Source organism: Aeromonas aquatilis (assembly GCF_054052405.1).
In genome coordinates, this window is record NZ_JBSTYP010000070.1 from 1 (window position 1) to 21,571 (window position 21,571).

Consider the following 21,571-nt stretch of genomic DNA (forward strand, 5'->3'; position numbering starts at 1 on the left):
GTTGAAAGGCTGGGGTATCCATGATGGTAGACCTCAAGGTGATGGCCTACTTCAAGCTTAGCCTTTCAACACGTAATTGGGACATAGCCTTCATTATCCCCCTATCTGGCTGCTCTCTTCTCAAGCGTCGCGCACAAAAAAAGCCGATAACCCGGTTATCGGCTTGCCAGTTCAACACGCGGGTTCAGCGCACGGGGTAAAGCTTGCTATCTCAAACCACCACGGCGGTGCCGCTGATGCTGACCATCAGCATGCTGCCATTTTGCCCCACCACCTCGTAGTCGATATCGATGCCGACCACCGCATTGGCGCCAAGGGCGGCGGCACGCTCTTTCAGCTCATCGAAGGCGATCTCGCGGGCACGGGCCAGCTCTTTTTCATAGGCGCCAGAGCGGCCGCCGATGATGTCGCGGATCCCGGCGAAGAGATCCTTGAAAATGTTGGCGCCAAGGATGGCTTCGCCCACCACGATGCCGCGGTATTCACGAATGGTTTTGCCTTCCAGCGTGGGGGTAGTCGAGAGGATCATCTTGAACTCCTGTGAGTAGCAGAAGGCACCAGACTACCCCAATGGCCCGCAAATCCCAACCGGGTGGTGGCCTGCACGACTCCGACCTTAAAAATCACGACGGCCAGATAAAAAAACACCGCGCACGGGGCGCGGTGTTGCTGTCGGAACGTCATGGCCAACGGCCAGACCTTACGGGTTGTATGAGACCACCGAGCCACTGAGGCCAGTCATCTGGGAGATCCGCCCCTGCATCCCCTGCAGCTTGGCCTTGGAGACATCCGGCCCGATAAAGACCCGGTTGAGCTGACCCTGCACCGGTGTGCGCGGCGAAGTGTGGGCAGAGTAGCCCGCCGCCCGCAGCTTGCTCACCAGCGCGTTGACGCTGTCGACGTTCTTGAAGGCGCCAAGCTGGAGGATCCAGCTACCCTGCGCCGGCGCGGCAGCGGGCGCGGGTGTGGTCGGCTGGGTCATCTTGCTTTCAATCAGATCGTCGAGGGACTTGATCTGACCTGCCTGCGGTTTGGCTGGCGCGGGTGCCTTGGCGACCTCGACCGGTTTGGCTGGTGTCGGCTTGGGTGCTGGCTTGGGCGGTTCGACCGGTTTTTTGGCCACAACTTCCGGCTTGGGTTGTGGCTTGGGTTGGGCATTCGGTTGCGACTGGACCGGCGCAGTTTGTACAGCCGGTGCGGCAGGGGTTGTCGCCGGCTGCGCGCCGTTGCCCTGACCGGCAAGGGTCATGGGATCAGCCACCTCTTCCACTTGCCACTGCTGGGCCGCAGAGGCCTGTTGCTGGCTGGCCAGATGATCGGCGGGCAGGCTGCTGGCTGCCGAGACCTGCAGCGCAGGCTTGGCAGGCTCCAGCTCGGGGCGCAGCGGGATCTTGGCAAAAGCCTCCTCCTTTTGCGCCAGCTTGTGACCATCCAGCAAGTCCGGCAGGAAAATAACAACCAGGGCCACCAGGATGACGGTGCCCACCAGACGGTTTTGAAACTTCGAGGCCAAATTGAATCCTACCTTTACGTAACTCAATATGCGATTTGGCTCCCCGGCGAGGGGCCGGGGAGCCGGGGTGTGACCTAGACGGCGACACCCGCCAGAATGTCGGCGACAGTGTAAAACGAACCAAACACAATGACCATATCGTCCGGACTCGATGCGGCCAACGCTGCCTGATAAGCGGCGCTGACCTCATCAAACTCCCTGGCTGGCCCCTTGCCCTCCCCCAGCGCGGCAGCCAGCTGCGTGGCAGTGGCGGCGCGCGGGCCGGTGAGACTGGCCAGATACCACTCGCCAATCAGGCCATCGAGTTCGGCAAGGGAGCCCGCCATGTCCTTGTCTTTGAGCATGCCGACCACGGCGCGGCGCACACCCGTGCAGGGCATCTTGCGCAGTTGCGCGGCCAGATAGGCCGCCGAATGGGGGTTGTGGGCCACATCGACGATCACCAGCGGTGCACTTTGCAACTGCTGCATCCGACCAGCCAGCCGGGCATTGGCAAGCCCGTCACGAATGGCGGACTCCGCCAGCGGCAAGCCGAGGGATTCCAGCGCCGCCAGTACAGTCACCGCATTCATCAGCGGCAACGCCGGTTTTGGCAGATCCCGCCACTGGTTGAGGCCGTGATAATCCCAACCGCTCTCGTGCTCATCGCCACGAAAATCGATACCGACCTGACGCAGGTTGGCACCAAGACGCGCCGCTTCGCCCGCGATAGTCGCTGGTGGATTGGGCTCACCACTGATGGCGGGTTTGCCGGCGCGATACACGCCGGCTTTCTCCACCGCCACCGCTTCGCGGGTATCACCCAACCAGTCGCAATGATCGAGGGCAATGGAGGTGATCATCGCCACATCAGACTCCACCACATTGGTGGCGTCGAGACGGCCGCCCAGCCCCACTTCCAGCAGCAGCACATCCGGTGCGGCGCGGCAGAAGAGCCACAAACCGGCCAGGGTGGCGAATTCGAAGAAAGTAAGGGCAATCTCGCCACGAGCAGCTTCCACCTCGGCAAAGGCGGCGCAGTGATCGCTATCGGCCAGCTCTTGTCCGTTGACCCGCACCCGCTCGGTAAAGCGCAGCAGATGGGGAGAGGAGTAGACGCCGACCTTGTAGCCTGCGACCATCAGAATGCTGGCCGCCATGGCGCAGCTGGAGCCCTTGCCGTTGGTGCCCGCCACCGTGATCACCTTGAACGGCAGCTGGGTAAGCCCCATGCGCCGGGCGACAGCACCGACCCGATCCAGCCCCATGTCGATATTGACCGGATGGATCTGCTCCAAATAAGAAAGCCAGTCGACAAGCGACCGGCCTTGGGATTGTTGCATGTTTGAACTCATCTTCACTCTTCGATGACGTGAGTATTCAGCATTTTGGCGAGCAGGCTGGCCAGACGGTTACGCATTTCGCGGCGATCGATGATGATATCGATGGCACCCTTTTCCAGCAGGAACTCGGAGCGCTGGAAGCCTTCCGGCAGCTTCTCGCGCACGGTCTGCTCGATGACGCGCGGGCCGGCAAAGCCGATCAGCGCCTTGGGCTCGCCCACGTTGATGTCACCCAGCATCGCCAGACTGGCAGAGACGCCACCCATGGTGGGGTCGGTCAGCACGGAGATATAGGGCAGGCCCGCCTTGGTGAGTCGGTCCAGCGCAGCACTGGTCTTGGCCATCTGCATCAGGGAGAAGAGGGCTTCCTGCATGCGAGCACCACCAGAGGCGGAGAAGCAGACCAGGCCACGGCCTTCCTTGATGCACTCCTCGACGGCACGCACGAAGCGGGCACCGACCACGGAGGCCATGGAGCCACCCATGAAGGAGAATTCGAACGAACAGGCGACAACCGGTACCCCTTTGAGGGTCCCTTTCATCACCACCAGCGCATCTTTCTCCGCCGTCTCTTTCTGAGCGGCAGACAAACGATCCTTGTAGCGCTTGGAATCCTTGAATTTCAGTACATCCTGCGGCTCCAGCTCGGCACCGATCTCGGTACGACCCTGCTCATCGAGGAAACTCTCGAGACGGGCGCGGGCGCTGATACGCATATGATGATCACACTTGGGGCACACTTCGAGGTTGCGCTCCAACTCTGCCCGGTAGAGCACCTGTTCACAAGCACTGCACTTGGTCCACACCCCTTCCGGAATGTTGTGACGACGGGGCGCAGTGATCTTGCTCTTGGGAAGAATCTTCTCAAGCCAGCTCATGGAATTCCTTAATGCTTTTGTGCCTGACAAAACGCATCGAGCCTAGATTGTTCAATGACTTACTAGCTCGATGGCAACAAATGACGGGTCATTAAACCACAATTTTTCGGGCGCAGTTACTAAAAACTGGTCGTACCCGGTGCCGAGTCCGGCAGCCACAGCGGGCCAAGTGGCAACTGCGGCAGAGCAAACTCGGCCGGGTAATCGACATCGACCAGATAGAGGCCACCGGCCTTGGCGGTCGGCCCGGCCAGATTGCGATCCCGGGCGGCCAGCACCTCGGCAATCCACTCCACCGGTTTAAGCCCCTGCCCTACCAGCAGCAGGGAGCCGGTGATGTTGCGCACCATGTGGTGCAGGAAGGCGTTGGCCTTGATGTCGAGCACGATGTAGGGGCCGGAGCGGCTAACGCAGAGGTGGGTCACATTGCGCCACGGGGTATTGGATTGGCAGGCTACGGCGCGGAAGGTGCTGAAGTCATGCTCCCCCAGCAGGCTCTGGCCCGCCTGGTGCATCAACTCGGCATCGATGGTCTCGTGATAGTGGCTGACGCCACTACCGAGGATCGCCGGACGGTAGTTATGGTTGTAGATAACATAACGGTAGCGACGGGCGGTGGCGCTGAAGCGGGCGTGGAAGCTCTCATCCACCTGCTTGACCCAGCGTACGGCGATATCCGGCGGCAGGTTGGAATTGAGCCCCAGGGTCCAGGCCCCCTCGGCGCGGTTCGCCTCGGTATCGAAGTGGATCACCTGGCCGGTCGCATGGACACCGGCATCGGTGCGTCCGGCACACTGGATGGAGACAGGGTGGTTGGCAATCCGGCTCAGAGCCGTCTCCAGTTCAGCCTGCACGCTGATCACTTCACGCTGACGCTGCCAGCCGAAATACCGGCTGCCGTCATATTCAATACCTAGGGCAATTCGCATGGATAAACTTGTCTTGTTGTGAAAACGCAGTGAAAGAAACGGGGCGGATTATACGCGCTCAGCCCGAAAAGTCCCACCACACGCGCAATTGGCCTGGATGGTCAGCCTGCTTGGCCACCCTCATCCTATCGCAACTCGCCAAAAGAAGAGGGCAGCCTGCTGGCTGCCCCCGTTTTGCTGATCCCGTGATGGGAAATGCTTTAGCCCAACCGCTTGAGCAACTTCTCGGCTTCGGCACGCTGGTGATCGCTGCCCTGCTCCGCTGCCTCTTGCAGCAGCTCGCGGGCGCTATCCTTGTCATCAATCTCGAGGTAGGCACGGGCCAGATCCAGTTTGGCACCCACACCGCCGTCGTCGGCATCCACGTCAAATCCGGTGGATTCCGGCAGCACCTCGGGGAAGCCATCCAGCCCCACATCCAGCGAGAAGCCCTGATAAGGCTCCTGCTCAGTGGTGCTGGCATCGGCCTCGGCCAGCAGCTTGTCGATCTCGACGTAGCCGCTCTCCTGCGCTTGTTCCCGCGGCTGTACATCGGCCGGATGAGACTCCACCTCGGCGAACGCATCTTCAAAATCGGAGAGCGCCAGCTCGTTGGGATCCCACTCCAGATCCAGCTCGGCTTCCTTCGCCGTCTTCGCCTTGGCCGGCTCAAGACCCAACTCGGCAAGCATGGCATCCGCACTCTCGTCGGCGTCCTCTGCGGCACTGAGATCAATGGCGTTGTCATCTTTGCCAACGGCGGGCTCGTCGAAGGCATTTTCGAAATCGCCGAGATCAAAGCTGGCCAGGTCGTCGTCAGCGGCACCGACTTCGTCAATGGTGTTCAAATCGGGCTCGAGGTCGGCAGAGAGATCCGCATCCAGCTCGGCAAACAGGGCGGCCTGCAACTCCTCTTCGCTCATGACCTCATCCGCGGCCTTGGGCTTGGGCTTGAACTCGCTGGCCAGATCCATGGCTGGCTCGTTGGCCAGCGCGATGGGCTCATCCAGCGAAAGATCGAGATCCGGCACCAGATCCGGGTCACGACTGGCTGACGGTGCCGCCATCCGCTGCGGCTCGAAGCTCTGCAGCTCCATCTCGCCACTGTCACTGAACACCAGATCCATTTCCGGCTTGTCCGGTTCAACCGGCATAAAGCCATCAGGGGTGTTGAGATCCGGCGCTGGGCGCACCGGCTCGCTATCGGTCACGTCGACACTGAGCAGATCATCAAACTCGCTCTGCTCCTGATCCATCATCATAGCGGTGGATTCGGAGAGGCTCTTCTCCTGCTCCTCCAACTCGCGACGGGCACGAGAGCGCAGCCACAGGGTCACCAGTGCCAGCACCAGCAGCACCGGCAGCAAGATGATCATGGCAAGGTTGAGCGGTGAGGCGAGCAGATCCATCAGCCAATTTTGCTTGGGCTCGGGTGCAGCCACCACCGGCGGAACCGGCTGGGCTTTGAGCTCGGCAATCTCTTTTTGCAGCGCAGTCTGATCCTGCAGCTGGGCCTTGAGGGTCTCCACCTCTTCAGTCAGCGATTGCAGGCGCAGCTTGAGCCTGTGGTTCATCTCGGTCACCTGGCCGAGCTGGGCGTTGGCATCTTCCAGTGCCAGCGCCATCTCGGTGGCCGGTTTGCCCACCGGTTTATCCAGATCGGAAGGCAAAGGCGCCGGTGTGGTGCCTTCTGCTGCGCTCGGAGCAGGTGCTACCGCCTCTTTCGGCGCAAGTTCGCTCACCTTGGCCACTTCTTTGGCTTCAGCAGCCGGTTGCGGTGCCACCACCGGGGCTGGAATGGGGGCGGCTTTCGCCACTGGCAGCGGCGCAGGCGCAGCCTTCACCGGCTCGGTCTTGACGGCTTCAACCTTCGCGGGTTTGGCGGCAGCCGGCTTGGCGGTATGGGCCTGCTTGTCAGCCAGATATTTGGGGCTTAACCCCTTCCAGCTGGCGTTGTCGCTGCGGAACTTGGCGCGGGCCTGAGCATCAGTGATGACGCTCGCCTCGGCCGCGGTCGGCAGCAAAATGCGGGACCCCACCAAAATGTGGTTGATATTGCCATCGGCAAAACTGCGGGGGTTTTTCTCGTAAATCGCCACCATGGTCTGGTAGACGCTGACCCGATTGGAGGGGCGATATTTGCTCGCCAGGCTCCAGAGGGTATCCGTCGGACGAACAGGGCCATAGCTACCGGCATTGGCAGTGACCTGACGCACCACCGGCTGGGCGGTTGCGCGCACCGGTTGCGCGACGGGTCTGGCGACCGGCTGCGCCAGCGGCTGGGAATTGACGGCGGGAGATGCGGGTTCGTCAGGGCCTTTTAGCTCGACAAAAAAAGGCTCCCGCGCCGAGTCTTCAGCCTGGACGGTGCCCAGCAGACCCAATGCGAGTAGCGTTGCCAATGTTATGCGGGAATGTCCCATATTCGTTCCTTCGTATGACGGCCCTATCACATTGAAAAATCTGGATAGTTACCCCAAAACAGTCGGTTCAATATAAATCAGGCTCGCCTGGCAAGCCAGCAGTCCGACACATTTAGCACCCAACTTGACCCTGAGTGTAGGAAAAAACTTAATCAGTTGATATCGCAACAGAATCTTGAAGTGGCGGAGTGCGGCATGGGTCACACCCCGGTGTGACCTATGCCGGATGCGCAGCACTCCCTGCTGCGCATCTGTGACATCGTCCAGTCTTACAAATAGTCGCGAACCAGCAGCTCGGCAATCTGTACACTATTGGTTGCCGCGCCCTTACGAACGTTATCGGCCACGATCCACATATTGATACCACTCGGGTGAGAAATATCCTGGCGCACCCGACCGACCAGCACCTCATCCTTGCCGGTTGCATCGCGCACCGGAGTCGGATAATCCCCTTCGTCATCAAACAGGGTCACGCCCGGCGCATTGCGCAGCAGTTCCTTGACCTGTTCGGCATCGAGCGGCTGGTGCAGTTCGACGTGTACCGCCTCGGCGTGGCCGTAGAATACCGGTACTCGCACGCAAGTGGGATTCACGGCAATGGTGGCATCCCCCAGGATCTTCTGGGTTTCCCACACCATCTTCATCTCTTCACGGGTGTAGCCGTTGTCAGTGAAGCTGTCGATCTGCGGGATCAGGTTAAAGGCGATCTGTTGCGGATAGAGGGTCGGTTCCACCGGGCGACCGTTGAGCAGATGAGCGGTCTGACCCGCCAGCTCGCTGACCCCCTCTTTGCCCGAGCCTGAGACGGACTGGTAGGTCGCCACGTTGATACGGGCGATCCCCACTTCATCGTGCAACGGCTTCAGAGCCACCAGCATCTGGATGGTGGAGCAGTTGGGGTTGGCGATGATGTTGCGATTGCGAAAATCGGCCAGCGCGTCCGGGTTCACTTCCGGGATCACCAGCGGGATATCTTCGTCGTAACGGAAGCAGGAGGTATTGTCGATGACGATGCAGCCGTGCTCGGCAGCAATCGGCGCCCACTTGGCAGAGACCTCGGCACCGGCGGAGAACAGCGCGATCTGCACCTGACTCCAGTCAAACTCCTCCACATCGAGGATCTCGAGGTTCTTGCCGCCAAAGCGCACGGTATCACCGGCGCTGCGACTGGAAGCCAGCGGATAGAGGGTCGCCACCGGGAATTCGCGCTCTTCCAGGATCTCGATCATCGCCTGACCCACGGCGCCGCTGGCACCCAATACCGCTACGTTAAACTGCTGGCTCATTCTGTTCTCCTCTGATAATGCTGCAATGGCACCGGCTGGCGCCATGGTCGGCAGGCTCCCTTACTGCGAGATGACGCTGCCTGATATGGCTGAGCCGACGCAGTAGTATCTGCGCCAGCTCAGTAAAAAAGGGGGTCGAGGTAGCCAGTACGGCTCACCCCTTCCGATTATCTTCCAACAATTTGCCCCCGATTCAGGGGCGTGACAGCGCAAATCCCAACGCGCCCAACATCTGGCAGGCAAAGGCTCCCTCGATCTGCAGGGAGGATAGTTCACGGCGCTCGGGATAATGTTTGCGCTGCTCGTCAAAGCTGCCAAGCAGGCCGAGTCGGGCCCGGAAACGGGCATCATCGCGGCGCACGTCATAGACCAGATGCACCAGTTGCTTGATTAGCGCCTGATCCGGCGCGCGGCCCGGCTCCACCGCCTGCACATCAGGGGCAGGCAGGAGCTGACCCAGATCCTGACGCGGCTTGCGCCCCAACTGCTGGCAGAGCGCCTGATAGAGCATCCAGGTGCCGCGCGCCTTCCCCTCCAGGCTGTAACCGGCGATATGGGGGGTGGCAATCTCGGTATGGGGCACCAGCGCTGCCAGTGGCTCGGGCTCGTTCTCCCACACATCCATCACCAGTCGCAATGGCTCATCGCTCAGCTGGCGTGCCAGCAGGGCCCGGTTATCCCACACCTCGCCGCGTGAGGCGTTAATGAGGATCTGCCCGGCAGGACGCACGGCAATCTGTTCGGCATCCAGCAGATGGTAGGTGGCATCCACCCCTTCACGGGTAATGGGCACGTGGAAGCTGACGATATCGGCGCCAAGGGCGGTCTGATAATCGACAAAGCCGCCAGCGGGATTATCCCGCGCCTTGGGCGGATCGCAGCGCAGCACCCGCATACCGAGCTCGTGGGCTTTGGTCGCCACGCATTCGCCAGTATTGCCGGCGCCAATCACCGCCAAGGACATGGCCGAGAGGTCGAGTTCATAGCGCTCCGCCAGCACCAGCAGGGCAGAGAGCACATAGTCCCCCACCGAATACTTGTTGCAACCGGGAGCGCTGAAGAAGGGAATATTGCGGCTCGCCAGCAGGGCCTTGTCCACATGGTCGGTGCCTATGGTGGCAGTGCCGACAAACCCGAGTTTGGGGCAGGTCGCCAGCAAATCGCCGTTGACACGGGTGACCGAACGCACCAGCAGCACATCGGCATCCAGCAGATCGCAAGCCTGCATCTGCCGCCCGGGCAAGGCGACTACCTCGCCAAATTCGGCAAACAGCTCCACGGCATGGGGCATATTCTCATCAACGACTATCTTCATCGTGCTCTCTTTGGTCACAACCGCCACGGGGGCGCCATTCTAGCGCAAAGCCGCCCGAGATTTCAGCCTGTGATGCAATACTCGGTGAAAGGGCGTCACATTGCGCAATGGCCACCCCATCAACCCGCTCAAACAGGGGTTCTGGCCACAAATGTGTAAGCAGAGGTAACAAACTGACTGCTCGGCTTTGTCCGGGCATGTCACGGTGGCACAATGCCCCTCTTTTTAGCGATCGCCCATACCCACCATGCCGCAACACGCCCCGTCGCTCCCAGCGTCAACCGCCTCACTCACCCGCAGTCAGGTGCTTGGCTTCACAGCTCTGCTGATCCTGCCCCTGTTACTGCTCGCCATCCTGCCCTGGCAGCCGTTTCTGACCGGCGCCCTGCACGCTGGCTGGCTATGGGGGTCATACGCCCTGACCCGCATGGTCGATATTCCCGGGATAGGGGTCAGTGGCGCTCTCTTGCTGCTGCTGACCCGCTACAAACTGAAACTGGAGCTGGCACCCTTTATTGCGCTGGGATGCGCGCTGGCAGCCCTGCTCGCCAGCGACTGGGTGCTCAAAAGCCTGATCAAACACCTGACCGAAGAGCCCAGACCTTACCTGCTCTGGCTGGAGAGTCAGGCGCTGATCCCGGCCATCAAGAGCTTCTACGCCAGTAGCGTGGATGTACGCAGCGAACAGGTTCATGCCGCCAGCCAGTTGCTGGCCCTGCCCGAGTGGCTCGGCCACCATTGGCAAGAGGAGGTGAATTACGCCTTCCCCTCTGGCCACAGCATCGCCGCCATCAGCCTGGCCCAGTTTTTCGGCCTCATCTGGCTGGCCCGTACCCCCGCCGGCGTCTGGCTGCTGCCGCTGTGGGCCCTGGGGGTTGGCCTGTCGCGCATGGTGATGGGCATGCACTGGCCGGTGGATGTGCTGGCCAGTGCCCTGCTTGGCACTGTCACGGCACTGATGGCCGCCCGCTGGTGGCTACACCGATATTGAATCCTGCGCCATCTTGCCGCGGCCGACTGCGTGGGATGGGAGGACAAGCCTGTGCTTTTTTGCCATAATGCCGCCTCATTTTATCCCGACCGAGATCCCATGACCGACGCAGTTCATACCCTCAAGGGCCGTTTCCGTGGTTTTTACCCCGTCGTCATCGATGTTGAAACAGCCGGGTTCAACGCCAAGACCGATGCCCTGCTCGAAATCGCGGCTTACACCCTGAAAATGGATGAGCAGGGCTGGCTCGTTCCCGATCAGGTATTCCACTTTCATGTCGAGCCTTTCGAAGGGGCCAATCTGGAAAAGGCTGCGCTGGAGTTCACCGGCATCGACCCCTACAACCCCTTGCGTGGCGCTGTCTCGGAAAAAGAGGCGCTGACCGAGATCTTCAAGGGGATCCGCAAGGGGATGAAGGAGCAGGATTGCGGCCGCGCCATCATAGTGGCCCACAACGCCACCTTTGATCACGGCTTCGTGATGGCTGCCGCCGAGCGCGCTGGCCTCAAGCGCAATCCGTTCCACCCGTTTGCCACCTTCGACACCGCAGCTCTCTCCGGATTGGCGCTGGGTCAGACCGTGCTGGCCAAAGCGTGCCAGAGCGCCCGCATCCCGTTTGACAATAAAGAGGCGCACTCTGCCCTCTATGACACCGAACGCACCACAGAGCTGTTCTGTCATATCGTTAACCGCTGGAAGAGTATGGGGGGTTGGCCGCCAGCGCATCCGGATGATGACACAACCGATGCTCCTGCCGACGATGAGGGGCAAGAATAAACGGACGAAGGCTGCCACTGGCAGCCTTCGCTTTTTAGGGAAGTGATTGATTGCACGGCGCACCGGAAATCGCTATCAACGTCACTATCCACCGCTGCGCACGGGATGCACGGAGACAAACCGGCCACAAACCCTCACTTTGATCAATCTTGTGCCATATGCTGCTGCGATATGAGGGGTTTGACTGATTTTTTTCTCGACATTTGTCACATTTTTCGCAAACTAACTCCCCTTCACATGACAGACAGCAATAACAAACTATAAGGAAATCAAATGAATCCAGTTGTTATCGCAGTCGGGCTGATGCTGGTGCTCAGTCTGCTGCGGATCAATGTGGTGGTCTCGCTGGCGCTGGGGGCCATTGCTGGCGGCCTGGTCGGTGGGCTGTCGTTGACCGATACCCTCACCACCTTCAGCGGTGGCCTGGGCGGTGGCGCCGAGATTGCCCTCTCCTACGCCATGCTGGGCGCCTTTGCGGTTGCCATCTCCCGCTCCGGGATCACCGACTTGCTGGCCCGCAAGGTGATCAACCAGTTGGGCAAGGATGCCAGCTCGACCCGCATCATGTGGGTCAAAACCCTGCTGCTCTCTTCCGTGCTGGCCGTGGCGATCTCCTCCCAGAACCTGATCCCGGTCCACATCGCCTTTATTCCCATCCTGATCCCGCCGCTGCTGCACGTGATGGCGCAGATGCAGATCGACCGTCGTCAGGTGGCCTGTGTCATCACCTTTGGCCTGACAGCCACCTATATGGTGCTGCCGGTCGGCTTTGGTGGCATCTTCCTGAACAACATTCTGGCCAAGAACCTGATTGATAACGGCGTGCCCATCACCACCAGCCAGATCCCGCTGGCGATGGCCATTCCAGTCGCCGGTATGTTGTTGGGCCTGCTGATCGCAGTGTTCATCAGCTATCGCAAACCGCGCCAGTACGATCTCGCCAAGATCCTGGATGCCGAGCCCGAAGCGGTCGAGCTCAACCTCACCCACATCTGGGTGGCCCTGCTGGCCATTGGCGTAGCGCTGGGGCTGCAACTGATGACCAACAGCATCGTACTGGGTGCACTGGCCGGTTTTGTCATCTTCACCTGCGGCGGCGTCATCAAGTTTCGCGAAAGCCAGGATGCCTTCACGCAGGGGGTGCGGATGATGTCGCTGATCGGCTTCATCATGATCTCCGCCGCCGGTTTTGCCGCGGTGATGAAGGCGACTCACGGGGTCGACTCTCTGGTTCAGGTAGTCGCCTCCGGCATCGGCCAGCACAAAGGCATTGCCGCCTTCCTGATGCTGCTGGTGGGTTTGCTCATCACCATGGGGATCGGTTCTTCCTTCTCCACCGTGCCCATCATCGCTACCATCTATGTGCCGCTCTGTCTGCAGCTGGGCTTCTCACCAATGGCGATCATCGCACTGGTCGGTACCGCAGGCGCACTGGGGGATGCGGGTTCACCGGCCTCCGACTCTACTCTGGGCCCCACCTCCGGCCTTAACGCCGATGGCCAGCACGACCATATCTGGGACAGCGTGGTGCCCACCTTTATTCACTACAACATCCCGCTGGTGATCTTCGGCTGGATTGCCGCCATGGTGCTCTGATAGCCCTTCAGGCTGCGAACTCTGCACGTCACAATGCACAACAAGAAGGCGACCAGATGGTCGCCTTCTTCATTAAGGCCAACCAGTTACCCCGCTCGACATGAATAATGGCTGCCAGCCAGATAAAGCCTCTGAGCGGTCACCTAGTCGCCACCCCTTGCGACCGCCGGAGTCAGCGGGCGCAATGCTGTCACACCCCATCCAACCATCCGCCCAATTGCACACTTCACAACGCCTGACCTTGAGATCATAAGATTGTTCTTCTCCCTGGCGAGCTCCAGTGGATAGCACAATGATGTACTGCACTATCATTGCACTATCGGTTCGCTCAACGCTTGCCAATACAGAGAAACAGCTGCATGCCCTGATCTATGGCATAACGGCGGATGACACCCGAGCCTTTCGAGTAGAAAGGCGTTCTCTCTTTCCCCGACATCCAGTCATCAAATAGTGGCCATCATGCGCTCCCCCATTTAACGGCTTATGCCGATCTGGCGTTCAGTAAGCACACAGGGTAAACCGCAGGCAGAAAAAAAGGCCGCTCAATGAGCGGCCTTCTTCATAACGGGATCAGCAATCAGCTTTCGCGACGCTTGCCACCGAATTTGCGATCTTTGTTGAACCCACCTTCACGGCGCTCCCCGCTCTTGTTGAACGGACGGTCACCCTGGGGACGGCGATCCTTGTTGAAAGGACGGTCACCACGGAACGGACGATCACCACGGGGCGGACGGCTGCTGGTGTTGCCACCGGCCGGCACTTCGGTGTAGCGGGTGATTTGCAGCGGACGCTGGCAAACACGGGCTTTCTTGATCACTTCCAGTACATCGGCGGTCATGCCTTTCGGCAGATCGACGGTGGAGAAGTCATCGGCGATGTCGATGTTGCCGATGAAGCGGCTCTCGATGTTCGCTTCGTTGGCGATGGCGCCCACGATCTGGCCCGGCTTGACACCGTGATGGGCACCCACGTCAACGCGGTAGCGCTCCATCTCCACATCCGGGTTGTCTTTCAGCGGACGCGGCTCCAGGGACGGCATGCGACGGGCAGGACGATCGCCACGGTCACCGAAGTCACGATTGCCGAAGTCACGACCACCGCGGTCGTTGAAGTCACGGCGCTCGAAGCCACCACGATCGTTGCCAGCGTTCAGCAGCGGATCCGGAATGGAGTCATCCAGCAGCAGCGGTTGGTCACCCTGTACCAGTTTGGCCAGTGCAGCAGCCAGCTCCAGCGGATCGGCAGAATCTTCTTCGATCAGCTCGTTTACCAGGTTGTGGTAGATCTCGAGCTCTTCACCCATCATGGTTTCGCGGATGCGCTCCTTGAACTTGGCCAGACGATGCTGGTTGATGTCCTCGGTGCTCGGCATCTTCATCGGCTCGATAGCCTGGCGAGTTGCGTGCTCGATGGCGCGCAGCATGCGACGCTCGCGGGGAGCGACGAACAGAATGGCTTCGCCTTTACGACCGGCACGACCGGTACGACCGATACGGTGAACGTAAGATTCGGTGTCGTACGGAATGTCGTAGTTCACTACGTGAGTGATGCGCTCAACGTCCAGACCACGGGCGACAACGTCGGTGGCGATCAGGATATCCAGCTGGCCTTGACGCAGCTTGTCGACGGTACGCTCACGCAGTTTCTGCGGGATGTCACCGTGCAGCGCTTCACAGGCGTGACCACGGGCGGCCAGCTTGCCAGCCAGCTCTTCAGCGGCGTTCTTGGTACGTACGAACACCAGCAGGGCTTCGTAGGATTCCACTTCCAGCAGACGGGTCATGGCGTCCAGCTTGTGCAGACCGGTTACCTGCCAGTAGCGCTGGCGAATAGTGGTAGCGGTAGCAGTCTTGGAGGCGATCTTGATCTCTTTGGGCTGCTTCAGGTGCTTCTGGGCCACACGACGGATCTGCTCCGGCATGGTGGCAGAGAACAGGGCAACCTGACGAGTGCTCGGGCACTGCTCCATGATCCAGTCAACGTCGTCGATGAAGCCCATACGCAGCATTTCATCAGCTTCGTCCAGTACCAGAGCTTTCAAGCCGGAGAGGTCCAGGTTCTTGCGACGGATCAGGTCCATCACACGGCCCGGAGTACCGACGACAACCTGGGCACCGCGACGCAGGGCGCGGGTCTGGGTTTCGTAGGAGGCACCGCCGTAGATGGGCAGTACGTGGAAATCAGGCATGTGGTGGGCGTAGCGTTGGCACGCTTCAGCCACTTGCAGCGCCAGTTCGCGGGTAGGCGCCAGCACCAGGATCTGGGTGTTGCGGTTACCAGCTTCCAGACGAGACAACAGAGGCAAGGCAAAAGCAGCGGTCTTCCCTGTACCGGTTTGCGCCTGCCCCAGCAGATCGTGTCCCGCCATCAGGTGGGGAATTGCTGCGGCCTGGATCGGTGACGGGCGCTCATAGCCCACGTCCTGCAGCGCTTTCAATACAGGCGCGGCCAGTCCAAGCTCACTAAAAAGGGGCAGTTGTTCGGTATCAGACATAGATTCTTCCAGATTAAGGCAGGCGGCTAACACCGCGGAATAGCAAAAGGCGGCGATTATAGCGCCACTTTGTTCTGCTGTCTTGAAAAATGTGATAAGCCTCTCAAGACGTTGGCAATTATAGAGGGATCTGACGAGTATGGCTTGCTTATTTTGCACTCATAGTGCGTTATTGCGGATCACTCCTCGCTGGAGTCCTTGCCCCGCTTGTGTTTGAGCACCGCCATGGTCAGTCGGCTGGTGCACAATAAACGCTCACGTTCGTCCCGAATTTCAATCTGCCACACCTGGGTTGTTGCTCCCAGATGGAGCGGCGCGCAACGCCCGGTCACCACCCCTTCCCGCTTGGCTCGCAGATGGTTGGCATTCACCTCCAGCCCCACACAGTAGCTATCTGGCCCGACCGCCATATTGGCGGCAATCGATCCCAAGGTTTCCGCCAGCACCACGGATGCGCCGCCATGCAGCATGCCAAGGGGCTGGTGAGTGCGATGATCCACCGGCATGGTCGCTTCAAGCCAATCGGTGCCAAAAGCCGTGTAGACGATATCGAGATGGGCCATCAGGGTGTTGCGGGAGGTGGCGTTAAGCCCCTCCAGACTCATGGGTTTACGCCAGATGGGCGCAATATCGTGACTCATTGCGAGCAGACTCCTTATGTAAGCGATGAATGCGTACCGATATGGGTGAAACGCCCTCCATCGACAAAATGGTTCGGTTATGTGAGTTGTTGGTTACCGGGTGACGTGGTAACAACGCAGCCCCCACCCGGAGCTGCGTGTTACACAATCATGCCCTTAAGCGGGATATCACCAGGGGTAGGTAACGCCGGGCCACTCGGACCAAGGCACATCTCGCCCCGGCAAGCGGGGGTCTGGCCACTGCCACACCCTGGCGAGCCAGTCGCGCAGCTGAATCTCCAACTCCTCATCCGTAATGGGCGCCTCGGCCACCTTCCAGAAAAAAAGCTCCACCGCTACCTCTGGCAGCACCGAGGGGTAGAGATAAACCCCGCCCCAAAATTGCGGCTCCCGATCCGGGCTCCAGAGGCCATAGGCAAAAGAGCGCTTGGCCAGAAACTCCGACTGCTGCCACTCCAGATCCCCTTCGTGCTGGCTCAGGCTGAAGTTGGCCGAGGGCCAGATATCGTTCGGGCGAAACAGCTGATGGAGTTGCTCGCGCTCACGCAACATGGCGACAAACTCCACCACCGCCTGAGCGGGAGTGGCGGGTAATAGCAAGAAACGCGGGTGCCGATAGGCCTTCGGCACCCGAAACCTCTTGGGAAACGTCAGCATCAGAGCAGCTCCAGCAGGGCTTGCAATGGATGTTTGAGCTTTTCCCCCTCCATCCGCTTGACCTGACTGCGGCACGAATAGCCAGTTGCCAGACAGCGCGCTTTGGGTAGACGGGCGAGCGGGTCGGCCCAGCTCAACCCATAGATGCCCTTGGAGTTCTCCACCTGTTTGACGTCGTGACCATAGGTGCCCGCCATACCACAGCAACCCACAGAGACCGGCTGCAAGCTGGCCCCGAAGCGACCAAACAGGGTGCTCCAGTCACCGTGAGTGGAGGGCTTGGCGGTCTTCTCGGTGCAGTGGGCAAAGAGATACCAGGGCTCACTCCCTTCCTCGCTCTTTGCCTTGTTGGCGCTAGCAGGCAGTTGATCTGGCGGCAGCGAGAGCAGCCACTCCTGCGGCAACAACACCTGAAAATCACCCCGAGCCGACCCCAGCGCCTTGGCATACTCGTCGCGATAGCAGAGCACCATGGCCGGATCCACCCCCACCATGGGGATGCCAAGCGCCGCTACCTTGTTGAGGAACTGGGCGCTGTTGGCGGCGGTGCGGGCAAAGGCGCGCAGGAACCCCTTGATATGCTGGGGTTTACCATTGGGTTTAAAGGGCAGCAGGTAGGGCTGGAACCCGAGCTTGCTGGCGAGTTTCACCAGGTCGCGCACCACGGGGGCATCGTAATAGCTGGTGAAGGGATCCTGTACGATGAGCACTACCTGCTTGCGCTGCTCGGCACTCATCCGCTCCAGTCCCGGCAGATCAAAATAGCGGGCGCGGTTATCGTGCAGGCTCTCGGCCAGGGTCGGCACCGAAAGCAGCGGCACATCGACCATGCCGATGCTCTTCTCGGTCGCCTTCTGGGCCCACTCTTTTTCGAGGAAGAAGTTGACCAGCTTCGGCGCCTTGGCAAGCAGCGGCGCATAGCTCTCCACCGTGCCGACGAAGTAATCCTTGGGGGCGCGCAGGTAGCGGCCGTGGTAGAGCTGCATAAAGCGGGCGCGAAAATCGGGCACATCCACCTTGATCGGGCACTGACTGGTGCACGCCTTGCAGGCCAGACAGCCCGCCATCGCCTCCATCACCTCGTGGGAGAAATCATACTCGCCGCGCTGTTTGGCCCAGCTGTTGCGCACCTTGTCCACCAGCTGTTTGAAGCGCACACCACCGGATTGCAGTGCCACCTCTTCCGCCAGCGGATCGAACCCCTGCTCCGCCAGCTGACGCAACCATTCACGCATCAGGCCCGCCCGCCCCTTGGGGGAGTGGCGGCGATCACGGCTGATCTTGACCGAGGGGCACATGGGGGAGTCGGTCTCGAAGGTGAAACAAAGGCCGTTGCCGTTACAATCCATGGCGCGGGTGTAGCTGGTGCGCACAGCGAGCGGGATCTGGCGGTCATACTTGCCGCGCTTGGGGCCATCCACCGACACCAGCTCGGCGCCGCTACCGTAGGGGATACAGATCTTGCCCGGGTTGATGCGGTTAGCTGGGTCGAATGCCCCCTTCACCCGCTGCAGCTCTTCCCACAGCTCGCCAAAGAAGGCGGGGCTGTATTCGGAGCGAAAGCCCTTGCCGTGTTCGCCCCACATCAGGCCGCCATATTTGGCGGTGAGCGCCACCACCTGATCGGAGATGCGGCGCAGCAGCACCTCCTGCTCGGGATCGCACAAATCCAGCGCCGGGCGCACGTGCAGCACACCGGCATCGACGTGACCGAACATGCCGTAGTCGAGGCCGTGGGCATCAAGCAGGGCACGAAACTCCATGATGAAATCGGCCAGCGACTCTGGCGGCACGGCGGTATCTTCAGTGAACGCCACCGGCTTCTTGCGTCCTTCGGCGTTGCCCAGCAGCCCCACCGACTTCTTGCGCATGGCGTAGATGGTTTCGATGCTCGGCAGGTGGTCACACACCTGATAGCCGATAATCCCAGCCTCCCCCTTGGCCAGCTGCGCGTCGATACGACGGCAGAGCTCCGCCACCTTGGCCTTGTGTTCTACCTCGTCGGTATCGGCAAACTCGACGATGTTGAGCCCCTGCAGATCCTTGCCGGGCACATCCTGAATAAGTTCTTTCACCGAATGCCAGATGATGTCGGCGCGGGCCAGCCCGAGCACCCGGGAATCCACCGTCTCCACCGACAGCGCTTGCGCCTGCACCATAAAGGGGGCGTTGCGCAGAGCCGAGGGGAAGCTGTCGTACTTGACGTTGACCAGGGTGCGGTAGCGCGGGATGGGGGTAATGTTGAGTCGGGCTTCGGTGATAAAGCCGAGAGACCCTTCAGATCCGCACAGCACCCGGCTCACATCCAGCGTGTCGGTATCCGGTTGATAGAGATGCTTGAGATCGTAGCCGGTCAGAAAGCGGTTGAGCTTGGGGAAGGTCGCCTCGATGTCTGCTCGGCGCTCCTTGCCGATACGATAGAGGGTGCGATAGATCTCCCCTTCCCGATTCTCCAGCGCCAGCTTGTCGGCCAGTCGCTCACCAGTCAGCGGCTCTGTGGTCATGAGATCGCCATTTTCCAGCACCGCCTTGAGGCCCAGCACATGATCCGAGGTCTTGCCGTAGACCAGGGACCCCTGCCCCGAGGCATCGGTGTTGATCATGCCGCCCAAGGTGGCGCGGTTGGAGGTGGAGAGATCCGGCGAGAAGAAGTAGCCGTGGGGCTTGAGATAGGCGTTGAGCTGGTCTTTCACCACCCCGGCCTGGGCACGCACCCACCCCTCCTCCAGATTAATTTCCATGATCTGGTTCATATAACGGGAGAGATCAACGATAATGCCGCCGCCCAATGACTGACCATTGGTGCCGGTACCGCCACCGCGAGGGAAAAAACTCAAGGAGGCGAACGCCGGCTCTGCGGCCAGCTTGAGCATTGCTGCTATGTCGTCCGCACTGCGCGGATAGAGAACCGCCTGAGGTACTACCTGATAGACGCTGTTATCCGTCGCCATCGCCAACCGGCTTGCATAAGACTTTTCGATATCACCACGAAATGCGCTGCGCTCTAGCAACTCAAGAAACTGCAGGGTTGCGGGTGACAAACTGTCCTGGTAATCGAGTCTCGGGATCATGAATCCTTGTTCCCTTATTTGCTTAATGCCGGCACCCCGGCGACTACGACTGACCCATCGCCCATCAATGGCAATCAGGCCAGTCCGCTCACATGTGAACGGGCAGTATATCAGCTCGAAAACCGCTTGCGCGTAGCAATATTAACCATTTGAAAGGAGGACTTTTATGGCTCACCCCAGCCATGTTATCAGTACGCTGGTCACCACAGAGAAACATGTAGCCCGCCGCCGAAAATGAAAAAGACTTGCGGGGAAAATGAAAAGCTACCGGCCCAGTAGTTTATCAAACTTGGTGGCACCGGAATCACTGAGTTTGATAACCCCGTTAAACCGGCATTAAACCTCTATCTCATAGGTTGGTAAATCCGGTGCCTCTCCTGCCAGCTCCCCTCCCCTGTAAAACGCCTTCTTGCCAATGGCTACACCGGTGCCCCGAACTGTGACCACCCCGCCCGCCAACGTATTGAGATTGATGGTCGTGGTACCTACTGCGGTCACGGTACCAACCAGCAAGGGATCAGTGCCGGGCACCAGCTCCAGGAATCGCTTAAACAGGTTCATACAAATCGCTCCACACTCAGTTGCTGGCGTACCGTCATGGCCCGGTTCTGCAACGCAGCAGAGACCCTGACGCCCCGGTTGTAACCCTTCCAACCATCCACGGCGAGCAGTGCGCCCGGCAGGATCAAGCCGGTATCAGCAGACAACGGCAGCTCGATGGTCTGGGTACGCTTGGGCATGGTCTTGGCCAGCCCCACCACACCCTGGGCACGGGCGGCCGTCACATCACATACCAGCGGGTGGGTAATGGTCGGCGCTTGTTGCTCGCCAGCCGTCCCCTGGCGTACCACCCGCGCACTGATGCCCTGGTGGCCACCGCTGACCCAGATCCCGTTGGCGGCATGACCCGGCTGGAAGTCACTGCCCAGGGTGGTCATGATGGCGCGGGGGATCGCCACATCGGCCTCTGCAGTATCGAGCTGCCACGGCACGGTGGGATAACGCGGCTTGATGACCAGATGGCGGTTGCGCTGGTGTGGCAACACAAAACCACCGGCCGCCTCGGCCAGGTACCTGACCACCTCGATCGGGGTCTGGTTGTCCAGGCTAAAGAACCCGGCAGGCACCAACCAGTCAGCCGCTTGCCAATCCAGCGTCCAACCCACCGGCAATACGGCGGCCGCTAGCTGCGCCATGGTCGCTGCAGCACGCTCACTCACCGCCTGTGCCAATACATGGGTCGGTGAGAGATAAGCGGTACGCGAGCGTCCCGTCAGCGTTGCTGACTCGCGGCCAAAGCTCTGGCTCGATTGCCAGCCATCACACACGCAGTCCCATTGCTGACTATTGATATGGATGCTGACCTCTTCCTCATCGGTCAAGGCCGCCGCCGCGATACGGGGGATTTGAGCGCTGAACTGCCACGCCCAGGAGTCTGTATCGAGCTCGATACTCACCGCAGTGGCAGGAATATCGAGCCCATCCCGTACCCGCACGATCTTTGCTGTATTGCTCACCAGATAAACCCTCCGGGTTGGAATGACGATTGCCGCATCACTGCCCTGCCACACAAACTCCAGCTCTGCCGTGTCACGCTTGCGCCCGAACGCCAGCCGCAGCACCCGCTTATCGGGGCGGATGGGGGGCTTGGGTGGTTCTGGTGGTGGCGTCTTGCCCCAGGAGGGCAACATGGCCTCAT

At 60.3% G+C, this 21,571-nt stretch carries 16 protein-coding genes and 1 pseudogene; 3 read left to right on the top strand and 14 right to left on the bottom strand.

The window, feature by feature from the left end:
* Positions 1-211 precede the first annotated feature (211 nt).
* The 8 genes from ACW5W8_RS20695 to ACW5W8_RS20730 all read right to left on the bottom strand — a co-directional run bounded on the left by ACW5W8_RS20695 (position 212) and on the right by ACW5W8_RS20730 (position 9,645).
* Positions 212-529, bottom strand: coding sequence for a heavy metal-binding domain-containing protein (locus ACW5W8_RS20695; RefSeq protein ID WP_005333757.1), 318 nt, complete (start codon positions 527-529; stop codon positions 212-214).
* Between the two features lie 171 nt (positions 530-700).
* A complete protein-coding gene (dedD, locus tag ACW5W8_RS20700; protein ID WP_498630069.1) occupies positions 701-1,513 on the bottom strand; it encodes a cell division protein DedD in 813 nt (270 codons plus the stop codon).
* 74 nt (positions 1,514-1,587) lie between these two features.
* A complete protein-coding gene (gene folC / locus ACW5W8_RS20705; RefSeq protein ID WP_498630070.1) occupies positions 1,588-2,847 on the bottom strand; it encodes a bifunctional tetrahydrofolate synthase/dihydrofolate synthase in 1,260 nt (419 codons plus the stop codon).
* A gap of 2 nt (positions 2,848-2,849) precedes the next feature.
* Positions 2,850-3,713 carry an acetyl-CoA carboxylase, carboxyltransferase subunit beta gene (gene accD / locus ACW5W8_RS20710; protein ID WP_005333765.1) on the bottom strand — a complete coding sequence of 288 codons (864 nt, stop codon included), beginning with the start codon at positions 3,711-3,713 and terminating at the stop codon, positions 2,850-2,852.
* A gap of 119 nt (positions 3,714-3,832) precedes the next feature.
* Positions 3,833-4,642: a tRNA pseudouridine(38-40) synthase TruA gene (gene truA, locus ACW5W8_RS20715; protein ID WP_075113053.1), complete on the bottom strand. Its 810-nt coding sequence runs from the start codon at positions 4,640-4,642 to the stop codon at positions 3,833-3,835.
* A 200-nt stretch (positions 4,643-4,842) separates the two neighbouring features.
* Positions 4,843-7,044, bottom strand: coding sequence for a FimV/HubP family polar landmark protein (locus tag ACW5W8_RS20720; RefSeq protein WP_498630073.1), 2,202 nt, complete (start codon positions 7,042-7,044; stop codon positions 4,843-4,845).
* A 269-nt stretch (positions 7,045-7,313) separates the two neighbouring features.
* On the bottom strand, positions 7,314-8,330 hold the full coding sequence (locus ACW5W8_RS20725) for an aspartate-semialdehyde dehydrogenase (protein ID WP_421269223.1): 1,017 nt from the start codon (positions 8,328-8,330) through the stop codon (positions 7,314-7,316).
* A 193-nt stretch (positions 8,331-8,523) separates the two neighbouring features.
* On the bottom strand, positions 8,524-9,645 hold the full coding sequence (locus tag ACW5W8_RS20730; RefSeq protein ID WP_498630075.1) for a 4-phosphoerythronate dehydrogenase: 1,122 nt from the start codon (positions 9,643-9,645) through the stop codon (positions 8,524-8,526).
* A 247-nt stretch (positions 9,646-9,892) separates the two neighbouring features.
* Here ACW5W8_RS20730 and ACW5W8_RS20735 point away from each other — a divergent pair, with 247 nt between their 5' ends.
* From ACW5W8_RS20735 to ACW5W8_RS20745, 3 genes are all read left to right on the top strand, one after another.
* Positions 9,893-10,636: a phosphatase PAP2 family protein gene (locus ACW5W8_RS20735; RefSeq protein ID WP_498630076.1), complete on the top strand. Its 744-nt coding sequence runs from the start codon at positions 9,893-9,895 to the stop codon at positions 10,634-10,636.
* 99 nt (positions 10,637-10,735) lie between these two features.
* The gene (gene rnt / locus ACW5W8_RS20740) at positions 10,736-11,413 is read left to right on the top strand and encodes a ribonuclease T (RefSeq protein ID WP_005333780.1); all 678 of its coding nucleotides are present in this window, start codon (positions 10,736-10,738) and stop codon (positions 11,411-11,413) included.
* Positions 11,414-11,686: 273 nt separating this feature from the next.
* The gene (locus ACW5W8_RS20745; RefSeq protein ID WP_247822590.1) at positions 11,687-13,009 is read left to right on the top strand and encodes a Na+/H+ antiporter family protein; all 1,323 of its coding nucleotides are present in this window, start codon (positions 11,687-11,689) and stop codon (positions 13,007-13,009) included.
* A 577-nt stretch (positions 13,010-13,586) separates the two neighbouring features.
* Here ACW5W8_RS20745 and ACW5W8_RS20750 read toward each other — a convergent pair.
* From ACW5W8_RS20750 to ACW5W8_RS20775, 6 genes and pseudogenes are all read right to left on the bottom strand, one after another.
* Positions 13,587-15,503: a DEAD/DEAH box helicase gene (locus tag ACW5W8_RS20750; protein ID WP_498630079.1), complete on the bottom strand. Its 1,917-nt coding sequence runs from the start codon at positions 15,501-15,503 to the stop codon at positions 13,587-13,589.
* A 179-nt stretch (positions 15,504-15,682) separates the two neighbouring features.
* Positions 15,683-16,144 carry a hotdog fold thioesterase gene (locus tag ACW5W8_RS20755; protein WP_447747702.1) on the bottom strand — a complete coding sequence of 154 codons (462 nt, stop codon included), beginning with the start codon at positions 16,142-16,144 and terminating at the stop codon, positions 15,683-15,685.
* Positions 16,145-16,312: 168 nt separating this feature from the next.
* The gene (locus ACW5W8_RS20760) at positions 16,313-16,801 is read right to left on the bottom strand and encodes a hypothetical protein (protein WP_227096323.1); all 489 of its coding nucleotides are present in this window, start codon (positions 16,799-16,801) and stop codon (positions 16,313-16,315) included.
* Entirely contained in the window at positions 16,801-19,872 is a 3,072-nt protein-coding gene (gene ydiJ, locus ACW5W8_RS20765) for a D-2-hydroxyglutarate dehydrogenase YdiJ (RefSeq protein ID WP_498630082.1), read from the bottom strand. The genes ACW5W8_RS20760 and ydiJ overlap by 1 nt, the downstream gene beginning before the upstream one ends.
* Before the next feature lie 336 nt (positions 19,873-20,208).
* Positions 20,209-20,433 (bottom strand): hypothetical protein, encoded by a 225-nt coding sequence (locus tag ACW5W8_RS20770; protein ID WP_498630083.1) that lies wholly within the window; start codon positions 20,431-20,433, stop codon positions 20,209-20,211.
* Positions 20,430-21,571 (bottom strand): annotated as a pseudogene (locus ACW5W8_RS20775) (hypothetical protein); the annotation flags it as partial. The gene ACW5W8_RS20770 and the pseudogene ACW5W8_RS20775, both read right to left, overlap by 4 nt.